Genomic DNA, 9,576 nt, shown 5'->3' with positions numbered 1-9,576 from the left:
ATGGATAGGTTTAAATTCCTCTTTTTGGCGCGTCATTGTATTAAAGATTTTTAACATCGAAGATTCCATGTAAACACGTGTGTGGATTGTTTGTTCCTTATAATACCCATAATTCGGAGCACGGTCAGCACACAATGCAAGGTGATCGTGTCCTGTGGTTATGCTATAACAAGCCCCTATATGTGACCCGAGCACGGGTTGACGCACCACAATAACGGAACAGGATGCAAAAATGGTTACTTTCCACACTAATCATGGCGATATCGTAATCAAAACCTTTGATGACAAAGCGCCTGAAACAGTTAAAAACTTCCTGGACTACTGCCGCGAAGGTTTCTACAACAACACTATTTTCCACCGTGTGATCAACGGCTTTATGATCCAGGGCGGCGGTTTCGAGCCTGGCATGCGCCAGAAAGAGACGAAAGAAGCGATCAAAAACGAAGCGAACAACGGCCTGAAAAACACCCGCGGTACGCTGGCAATGGCCCGTACTCAGGCCCCGCACTCTGCTACCGCACAGTTCTTCATTAACGTGGCGGACAACGACTTCCTGAACTTCTCTGGCGAAAGCCTGCAAGGCTGGGGCTACTGCGTATTCGCAGAAGTGGTTGAAGGCATGGACGTGGTCGACAAGATCAAAGCCGTTTCTACTGGCCGCAGCGGTATGCACCAGGACGTTCCTAAAGAAGACGTTGTGATCACAAGCGTGACCGTCAGCGAGTAATTCGTGGCGACACTCTTTATTGCGGATCTGCATCTGCAAACAGAAGAACCGGCGATAACCGCCGGTTTTCTGCGTTTTTTACGCGGTGAAGCGAAAAGCGCCGATGCGCTGTACATTCTGGGTGACCTGTTTGAGGCCTGGATAGGCGACGACGATCCGAACCCGCTGCACCGTGAGATGGCAGCGGCCATTAAAGCGCTGGTGGATTCCGGCGTCCCCTGCTATTTCATTCACGGCAACCGTGATTTCCTGATCGGCCAGCGCTACGCCCGCGAGAGCGGCATGACGCTGCTCCCGGAAGAGCAGGTGCTTGACCTCTATGGCCGCAATATTCTGATCATGCACGGCGACACGCTCTGCACTGACGATACCGGCTACCTGGCGTTTCGCGCCAAAGTTCACACCCCGTGGATCCAGAAAGTGTTCCTCGCCCTGCCGCTGTTTATTCGCAACCGCATCGCCGCCAGAATGCGCGCGGGCAGCAAGGCCGCCAACAGCAGCAAATCGATGACCATCATGGACGTCAACCCGCAGGCGGTGGTGAACGTGATGGAGAAGCATCGCGTTCAGTGGCTGATCCACGGCCATACCCATCGTCCCGATGTGCATTCCCTTATCGCCAACGGCGAGCCCGCCCATCGCGTGGTTTTAGGCGCCTGGCACAGCGAAGGATCGATGGTCAAAGTCACGCCGGAAGGTGTGGAACTGATCGCCTTCCCGTTCTAACCCTCCTCGTTTTTTCGCCCATTTCACGACCACGCAACCGTTTTCCTTGCCGGTATTACATGCTATTCTCTGTGCCCTCGAAAGCAGTGTGTTCCGCACCACAGGAGTTTTAAGACGCATGTCTTCCCGCAATAATCCGGCGCGTGTCGCCATCGTGATGGGGTCCAAAAGCGACTGGGCTACCATGCAGTTCGCCGCCGAAATCTTTGAAATCCTGAATGTTCCGCACCACGTTGAAGTGGTTTCCGCGCACCGTACGCCGGATAAACTGTTCAGCTTCGCCGAAAGCGCCGAAGAGAACGGTTACGAGGTGATCATTGCCGGTGCGGGCGGCGCAGCACATCTGCCGGGCATGATTGCCGCCAAAACCCTGGTGCCGGTACTGGGTGTTCCCGTGCAAAGCGCCGCGTTAAGCGGGGTTGATAGCCTGTACTCTATCGTCCAGATGCCGCGCGGTATCCCTGTCGGTACGCTGGCGATTGGTAAGGCGGGTGCCGCAAATGCCGCCCTGCTGGCCGCGCAGATCCTCGCGACGCATGATAATGACTTACATCAACGCCTGGCGGAGTGGCGTAAAGCCCAGACCGACGAGGTGCTGGATAACCCGGATCCGCGGGGTGCAGCATGAAGCAGGTATGCGTTCTTGGTAATGGTCAGCTTGGCCGGATGCTGCGTCAGGCCGGTGAGCCGCTGGGTATTGCCGTCTGGCCCGTCGGGCTGGACGCCGAGCCGGAAGCCGTGCCGTTCCATCAGAGCGTGATCACCGCCGAAATTGAACGCTGGCCGGAAACCGCCCTGACCCGCGAGCTGGCGCGCCATAACGCCTTTGTGAACCGCGACGTCTTCCCGATCATCGCCGACCGTCTGACGCAAAAGCAGCTGTTCGACAAGCTCGGCCTTGTGACCGCGCCGTGGCAGCTGTTGTCCGACAAAAGCGAGTGGAATGACGTCTTAGCCATGCTGGGCGATCTGGCGATCGTGAAGCGTCGTGTCGGCGGCTACGACGGTCGCGGGCAGTGGCGCCTGCGCGCGAACGACACCGCCGAGCTGCCGGACGACTGCTACGGCGAGTGCATCGTTGAGCAGGGCATAAACTTCAGCGGTGAAGTGTCGCTGGTGGGCGCGCGCGGGCATGACGGGCACACCGTTTTTTACCCGCTAACGCATAACCTGCATCAGGACGGGATTCTGCGCACCAGCGTCGCCTTCCCGCAGGCCAATGCTGACCAGCAGGCGCAGGCGGAAGAGATGCTCTCTGCCATCATGCATGAGCTGGGCTATGTGGGCGTAATGGCGATGGAGTGTTTCGTCACGCCATCGGGTCTGCTGATCAACGAACTTGCGCCGCGCGTGCACAACAGCGGCCACTGGACGCAAAACGGTGCCTCCATCAGCCAGTTCGAGCTGCACCTGCGCGCCATCACTGACCTGCCGCTGCCGCAGCCGGTAGTGACCAGCCCGTCGGTGATGATCAACCTGATCGGCACCGATCTGAACTACGACTGGCTGAAGCTGCCGCTGGTGCACCTGCACTGGTACGACAAAGCGGTGCGCCCGGGTCGTAAGGTCGGCCACCTGAACCTGAACGATACCGACACGGACCGCCTGAGCGCCACGCTGGAAGCGATTGTTCCCCTGCTGCCGCCAGAATACGCGAGCGGGATTGTCTGGGCGCAGTCAAAACTGAAGTAAGTAACCCCCGCCGGGGAGTTGACCTTCCCCTTCCCCGGCGTACAATTCCCGCCCATTGCTGCTTAGCTTTCTTCTGGAACCACCATGAACGATGGAACGGACTATCGCGCGATCCTCGCGTCCGATACCCCTTTAATCGACGTTCGCGCGCCGATCGAATTTGTCCAGGGTGCGATGCCCGCCGCACTCAACCTGCCCTTAATGAACGACGACGAGCGTGCCGCCGTCGGCACCTGCTATAAACGCCAGGGTCCGGACGCCGCACTGACGCTCGGCCATAGCCTGGTCAACGGCGAGACGCGAGAGGCGCGCATCAACGCCTGGCGCGAAGCCAGCCTGGCCCATCCTGAGGGCTACCTTTGCTGCGCGCGCGGTGGCCAGCGCTCACATATCTCCCAGGCCTGGCTTAAAGAGGCGGGAATCGATTATCCGCTGATCCGCGGCGGCTATAAGGCCCTGCGCCAGACGGCAATTCAGGTGACGATTGAGCAGTCACAAAAACCGATGGTGCTTATCGGTGGCTGTACCGGAAACGGCAAAACGCTGCTGGTGAAGCAGCATGCGCAGGGCATCGATCTGGAAGGGCTGGCGCACCATCGCGGCTCGTCATTTGGCCGCACGCTCACCCCGCAACTTTCTCAGGCGAGCTTCGAGAATCACCTTGCCGTCGAGCTGCTAAAAAAAGATGCCGCGCGCTGGGTGCTGGAGGATGAGGGCCGGATGATTGGCTCTAACCACCTGCCGGAGTGCCTGCGCGACCGCATGGCGGAAGCGCCTGTCGTTGTGGTCGAAGATCCGTTTGAGATCCGTCTTGAGCGCCTGCGCGAAGAGTATTTCGACCACATGTGGGCCGACTTTTCTGCCGCCTACGGTGAAGAAGCGGGCTGGAAAGCCTACAGCGAATACCTGCATCACGGCCTGTTCGCCATCCGCCGTCGTCTGGGGCTGCAACGATTCGCGGAATTTACCGCGCTATTAGATTCCGCGCTGCTGGAACAACAGCGCTCTGGAAGCACTGACGCGCACTTCAGCTGGCTTGTGCCGCTGCTGAAGGACTATTACGACCCGATGTACGGCTATCAGCTGGAGAAGAAAGCGGAGAAGATTGTTTTTCGCGGGACGTACGAAGAAATTGCCGAGTGGCTTGATCGCTGAAAAAAGCCGGGTGGCGGCTACGCCTTACCCGGCCTACGCGTGCTATTACGATCCGATGTACGGCTATCAGCTGGAGAAAAAGGCGGAGAAAATTGTATATCGCGGGACGTTTGAAGACATTGCCGAATGGCTTGATCGCTGAAAAAAGCCGGGTGGCGGCTACGCCTTACCCGGCCTACGCGTGCTTTTGTAGCCCCGGTAAGCGCAGCGCCACCGGGGAACAAACCACTTAGAAGTCGTAACGCAGACGCACCAGGTTCATGTCGCCCAGGTTGTCGGTGCTGGAGGTGAACACGTGTTCGTAATCCACGCGGAAACCGTAGTCCAGCTGGAAGCTGATACCCACGCCGTTGTCGATGCGCTGGTAGTTACGGCCGTTCACGTACTCAATGCGGTCGCCCATGAAGTAAGGCTGGATGGATTTAACCGCGTACTGACCGACTGGGAATTTGTAACCTGCGAAGTATTCAATACCCCACGCGTCACCCGCAAAGTAGTCATTTACAGACACTTTTTTGGTGGTCAGGAAGTTCTGATACCAGCCGCCGCCTGCGGAGAAGGTCCAGTTATCCGGCGTCCAGCTCAGTGCGGTGCCGAGAATGTTCTGGTCGTAGGATTTGCTGTCGCCGTTGTCCGGATTACGCATGTCCGCGCGGGTGTAGTTCCACGCTGCGCCCCAGGTCAGATCGGTGGTCAGGTGGTAATCGATACCCAGTGAACCGCCGCCTTTGCGCTTGTAGCGCAGGCCGTTGCCCGGCAGGTATTCGCTGTCTTCAAACAGGTAAGAGGCGTAGATGTCAGCATCGCCCACGGTTTTCTTGTACTTCAGCATCTGGCGTGAACGGTAAGAGCCGTCGTAGTCGCCGTTGATCCCGTTACCCGACGCCTGACCAATCATGTCGTAGTCCCAGATATCGGTTTTCGCGCCCACCACGTCATAGTACACGCTGTTCTGCTGGCCGAAGGTCAGCGTACCCCAGGTGTCGCTCTTCAGACCGGTGTAGAGCATACGGCGTGAGGTGTCGTGCGCGCCGTCGGCGTAGTGGTTATCCCAGTTAAACTGCGCCGGAATGTTCACACCCAGCTCGTAGTAGGTGATCCAGCTGATGTCATCGAACAGGTAGTAGTCTGCCGCGAAACGGAAACGGGTACCGCCGTCAAAACCGTTACGCTTGTAGCCGTTTTTGCCGTCATCACCGGTCATGTTCTGGAACTGAGGACGGATGCTGCCGCCAACGGTGAAGTTCAGACGGCTCAGCGGGTTACCCGCCTGCGGATCCTGTTTCAGAAGGGTGATTTCCGCCTGAGATGCGAAAGAAGCCAATGCCACTGCTGCGCCGATCGTTGTCGCCAGCGCTGTTTTTCTTATAGTCATTATTTTTCCTTGATAGACACGCTGCTAAATATTTAGCTGGTGAATATTAACCGGAAAAATTCGGGCTGTGTGGGCGGGTTTTTAATGTTTTGTGCTACTAAATGCATGGGTATTAACGATTTGTGCTATTAAGCGATGACACACCAGCAGAAATGCCGGTGCGTCATCATCACGCAAGTAAACTAGCTGACAAACTGGCGGAACAGCGCTTTACCTTTCAACAGCCGCGTCCCGAGCCAGCCACCGCACAGGGACAGCAGCACCGCGCCGCATACGGGCAACGTTAACCACAGCCGCCAGTCAGGCTCCCATGGAAAATCAAAGACTTTCGTCTGAAGCACCGCCAGTGCGGTTTCCGCCCCGATGGCCGCCACCAGGCCCGCCACCAGCCCGAGCAGGGCAAATTCGCTCCACAGCGTGGCGCGCAGCAGCCGTTTACTGGCCCCCAGCGTGCGGTAGACCACCAGCTCCTGATGACGCTGACGCATGCCGACCTGCACCTGCGCCAGCAGCAGCAATAGGCCGCAGACGGTCACCAGCACCACCATCACCTCCAGGGCGCGGCTCACCTGTTCCAGCACCTGCCCGACCTGTTTGAGGATCGCGCCGATATCCAGCAGGCTCACCGTCGGAAATTCCCGGTTAAGTTGCGTCAGCATGCCGTTGCCGTTTTCCCAGCGGAAGCTGGTCAGCCAGCTCTGGGGCTGTCCGTCCAGCGCGCCCGGCGGGAAGATGAAGAAGAAATTTGGCCGCAGGCTTTCCCAGTCCACTTTGCGCAGGCTGGTGACTTTGGCGGTGAAATCCTGGGTATCACCGGTAAAGGTCACGCTATCGCCGAGCTTCACGTTCAGGCGTGTCGCCAGCCCCTCCTCCATCGACACCTCCCCCGCTTTCGGCGGCCAGGTGCCGGCCACGATCGGGTTATGGTCCGGACGTTTCGCCTGCCAGGTCAGGTTGAGCTCGCGGTTGAGCGATTCATCCTTATTTCCCTCCGTCGACAGGCCGTTGATCTGCGTCAGGCGGGCGCGCACGATCGGATAAAACGATTCCGGAATAATGTGATGCTCAGACAGGAACCCCTTCAGCGGCGTCACCTGTTCGGGAGCAATGTTGATCAGGAAATAGTTCGGGCTTTCCGGCGGAAGCTGCTGCTGCCAGCGATCCAGCAGATCCCCGCGCAGCACCAGCAGAAGCGCCAGCAGCATAAACGACAGCGAAAATGCCGAGAGCTGGCTGAGGGTAGACCACGGCTGGTGCAGCAGTCGGTTAACCGCTAACCGTATGGGGAGTGATTTAACTGTCAGCTTACTCAGCACATTAAGCAGTACCCAGCCCACCACGCCGCACAGCAGCGCCAGCACCACCGCGCCCGCCAGCACCGCCCACAGCAGCGTACTGCCGCCCATCAGCCAGGCCAACAGCCCGACTGCCACCGCAATAATCACCGGCAGATAGAACTTCAGCGGCCAGACGCTGGCCACCACATCCCGGCGCAGCACGCGCAGCGGCTGGGTGGCGAGCAGCAGCCGGTAGGGGCGTAACCCCACCAGCAGGGAGATCGTCGTCATCGCGCCGATGGCCCACAGCCACGGCCAGAGGCTGGCAGGCGGCAGCGCAGCGGGCAGTACCGGTTTGAGCAGCACCATCAGCAGCTTTTCAAACAGCAGCCCTATCGCCCCGCCGGTCAGAGCCGACAGCGCCAGCACCATCAGCCACTGGCCGACAATCAGCTTGCGCAGCTGTGCCCGGCCCGCGCCGAGGGTTTTGAGTATCGCCACCAGATCGTAACGGCTGCGGCAGTAGTGCCCCATTGCCACGGCAACGGCCGCAATGGCCAGCAGCAGGGTTAACAGCGCCGACAGCAACAGAAACTGCTGAGAACGCTCAAGGGATTTGCCGAGCGCCCCGTCATCCTGCTCCAGCCCGTACCAGCGATGTTCCGGCTTGAGCTGAGGCAGGAGCCATTTTTCATACGCCTCCAGTTGAGCAGGCGTCCCGCCAAACTTATAGCGCCATGTGACGCGGCTACCCGGCTGGACGGCGTTGGTTTTCGCCACATCAGCGGTGTTCATCAGCAGGCGCGGCGCGAGCTGGAACGGATTAAATCCGGAGTCGGGTTCCTGCACCACTTCCCCGGCAATTTTGAGGGTCGCGTCGCCGACGTCGATACTGTCGCCGGGTTTCAGGTTCAGCAGCGCCATCAGACGCGATGCCAGCAGTACCGTACCGGCCGTCGGTTTTAGCCCCGGCGGACTGGTTTGTAAATCACCATACATCGGGTAGATGTCATCCACGGCTTTTACGCTGGCAAGCTGTGGCGTGTCGCCCGCAAAGGTCATGGTCTGGAAGGTGATTTGCTCTCCCACCTTCAGCCCCTCTTTGCGCGCTTCCTCAATCCAGCCCGGCGGCACGGGGCGAGAACTTTGCAGAGCCCGGTCCCCCGCCATAAATTCCCGACTCTGCTGGCTAAGCCCTTTCTCCATACGATCGCTGACGCTGCCGAGCGCCAGCACGCAGGCCACCGCCAGGCTCAACGCCAGCCAGACAATCAGCAGCGAGGGCGAGCGCCATTCGCGCCAGAACCAGCGGGCAATCATGCTTCCTCCTGAAGAACACCGTTCACCAGCCGCAGGCGGCGGTCGCAGCGGGCGGCCAACTGCGGGTCGTGGGTAACCAGAATCAGCGTGGTGCCATGCTCGCGGTTGAGGGAAAACAGCAGATCGGCAATTTTGTCCCCGGTTTTACGGTCGAGATTGCCCGTGGGCTCATCGGCAAACAGCACTTCCGGGCGCCCGTTAAACGCCCTGGCCAGCGCCACGCGCTGCTGCTCACCGCCGGAAAGCTGCGCCGGAAGGTGGTCGAGACGTTTTCCCAGCCCCAACTGTTCCAGCAACGCTTTGGCGTGATCGCGGCTTTCGCGGGTATTTTCACCGCGCAGCAGGCCGGGCAGCTCAACGTTTTCCAGCGCGTTGAGGGTTGGGATCAGCATGAATGACTGAAAGACAAACCCGATATGCCGGGCACGCAGCGCGGCGCGCGCCTCTTCATCAAGCGCGTGGAGGGGCTGGCCGACCAGGTTCACTTCCCCGCTGCTGCCATCGTCCAGCCCGGCGAGAATGGCCAGCAGCGTGGACTTACCGGAACCGGATTCGCCAATCAGGGCGATGGTTTCGGCACGTTTGACAACGAGTTCAACTCCGGTGAGGATGGAAAGCTCGTGTTCTCCCTGACCGACGGACTTCTTAAGACAATGAACTTCAACAATGTTTTCCGCTGGCATTTGCCCTTCCTGTTTTTGATGCTGATGACCTTCCGCGCGGCGGCTGCGGACACGTTATTGATTCTGGGCGACAGCCTGAGCGCGGGCTATCGTATGGCCGCCAGTGCGGCCTGGCCCGCCCTGCTCAATGATAAATGGCAGTCCCGGGCGTCTGTCGTTAACGGCAGCATCAGCGGCGATACGTCGCAGCAAGGCTTATCGCGCCTGCCTGCCCTGCTTAAGCAGCATCAACCGCGTTGGGTGCTGGTCGAACTGGGCGGTAATGATGGTTTGCGCGGCTTCCAGCCACAGCAAACGGAGCAAACGCTGCGGACTATTTTGCAGACCATTAAGGCCGCTAACGCCCAGCCGCTGCTGATGCAAATTCGCCTGCCCGCTAACTACGGCCGTCGGTATAATGAGGCGTTTAGCGCGATCTATCCTAAGCTTGCCAAAGAGTTTGATATTCCGCTGCTGCCATTTTTCATGGAAGAGGTCTATCTGAAACCCCAGTGGATGCAGGATGATGGCATTCACCCCAATCGCGATGCCCAGCCGTTCATTGCCGACTGGATGGCAACCCGGCTGGCTCCTTTAGTAAAACATGACTCGTCAAACAGCTGAGAACCTGACAGGTAAAGT

The 9,576-nt window shown here is 59.0% G+C and carries 10 protein-coding genes; 7 read left to right on the top strand and 3 right to left on the bottom strand.

Annotated features, from left to right (window positions below; translation table 11 throughout):
* Window positions 1-232 precede the first annotated feature (232 nt).
* The 6 genes from ppiB (at window position 233) to HP459_RS18215 (ending at window position 4,442) form a co-directional block, all read left to right on the top strand.
* Complete coding sequence (gene ppiB, locus HP459_RS18240; protein WP_000256009.1) at window positions 233-727, top strand: peptidylprolyl isomerase B; 495 nt, start codon at window positions 233-235, stop codon at window positions 725-727.
* Window positions 728-730: 3 nt separating this feature from the next.
* Window positions 731-1,453 (top strand): UDP-2,3-diacylglucosamine diphosphatase, encoded by a 723-nt coding sequence (gene lpxH / locus HP459_RS18235; RefSeq protein WP_022647299.1) that lies wholly within the window; start codon window positions 731-733, stop codon window positions 1,451-1,453.
* A 118-nt stretch (window positions 1,454-1,571) separates the two neighbouring features.
* Window positions 1,572-2,081: a 5-(carboxyamino)imidazole ribonucleotide mutase gene (gene purE / locus HP459_RS18230; RefSeq protein WP_023299481.1), complete on the top strand. Its 510-nt coding sequence runs from the start codon at window positions 1,572-1,574 to the stop codon at window positions 2,079-2,081.
* The gene (purK, locus tag HP459_RS18225) at window positions 2,078-3,145 is read left to right on the top strand and encodes a 5-(carboxyamino)imidazole ribonucleotide synthase (protein WP_171936603.1); all 1,068 of its coding nucleotides are present in this window, start codon (window positions 2,078-2,080) and stop codon (window positions 3,143-3,145) included. Before purE ends, purK begins: the two co-directional genes overlap by 4 nt.
* An 84-nt stretch (window positions 3,146-3,229) precedes the next feature.
* Window positions 3,230-4,300 carry a tRNA 2-selenouridine(34) synthase MnmH gene (mnmH, locus tag HP459_RS18220; RefSeq protein WP_022647297.1) on the top strand — a complete coding sequence of 357 codons (1,071 nt, stop codon included), beginning with the start codon at window positions 3,230-3,232 and terminating at the stop codon, window positions 4,298-4,300.
* Window positions 4,290-4,442, top strand: a complete 153-nt coding sequence (locus tag HP459_RS18215) for a hypothetical protein (protein WP_154816810.1) — start codon at window positions 4,290-4,292, stop codon at window positions 4,440-4,442. Before mnmH ends, HP459_RS18215 begins: the two co-directional genes overlap by 11 nt.
* A gap of 87 nt (window positions 4,443-4,529) precedes the next feature.
* Here the strand turns inward: HP459_RS18215 and HP459_RS18210 are convergent, their stop codons facing one another.
* The 3 genes from HP459_RS18210 to ybbA form a co-directional block, all read right to left on the bottom strand.
* On the bottom strand, window positions 4,530-5,675 hold the full coding sequence (locus HP459_RS18210; RefSeq protein WP_171936602.1) for a porin: 1,146 nt from the start codon (window positions 5,673-5,675) through the stop codon (window positions 4,530-4,532).
* Between the two features lie 182 nt (window positions 5,676-5,857).
* Window positions 5,858-8,272, bottom strand: a complete 2,415-nt coding sequence (gene ybbP, locus HP459_RS18205) for a putative ABC transporter permease subunit YbbP (protein WP_171936601.1) — start codon at window positions 8,270-8,272, stop codon at window positions 5,858-5,860.
* A complete protein-coding gene (ybbA, locus tag HP459_RS18200; protein WP_023299477.1) occupies window positions 8,269-8,955 on the bottom strand; it encodes a putative ABC transporter ATP-binding protein YbbA in 687 nt (228 codons plus the stop codon). The genes ybbP and ybbA overlap by 4 nt, the downstream gene beginning before the upstream one ends.
* Between ybbA and tesA the strand changes: the two genes are divergently transcribed.
* Entirely contained in the window at window positions 8,926-9,558 is a 633-nt protein-coding gene (tesA, locus tag HP459_RS18195; RefSeq protein ID WP_003858933.1) for a multifunctional acyl-CoA thioesterase I/protease I/lysophospholipase L1, read from the top strand. The genes ybbA and tesA overlap by 30 nt on opposite strands.
* The last annotated feature ends 18 nt before the right edge of the window (window positions 9,559-9,576 follow it).

Origin of the sequence: Enterobacter sp. CM29, from assembly GCF_013179605.1 — a bacterium.
GTDB classification, from domain to species: Bacteria; Pseudomonadota; Gammaproteobacteria; order Enterobacterales; family Enterobacteriaceae; genus Enterobacter; species Enterobacter intestinihominis.
Note: the sequence above shows the minus strand (reverse complement) of the source record. Positions and strands in the feature narration are given on the sequence as shown.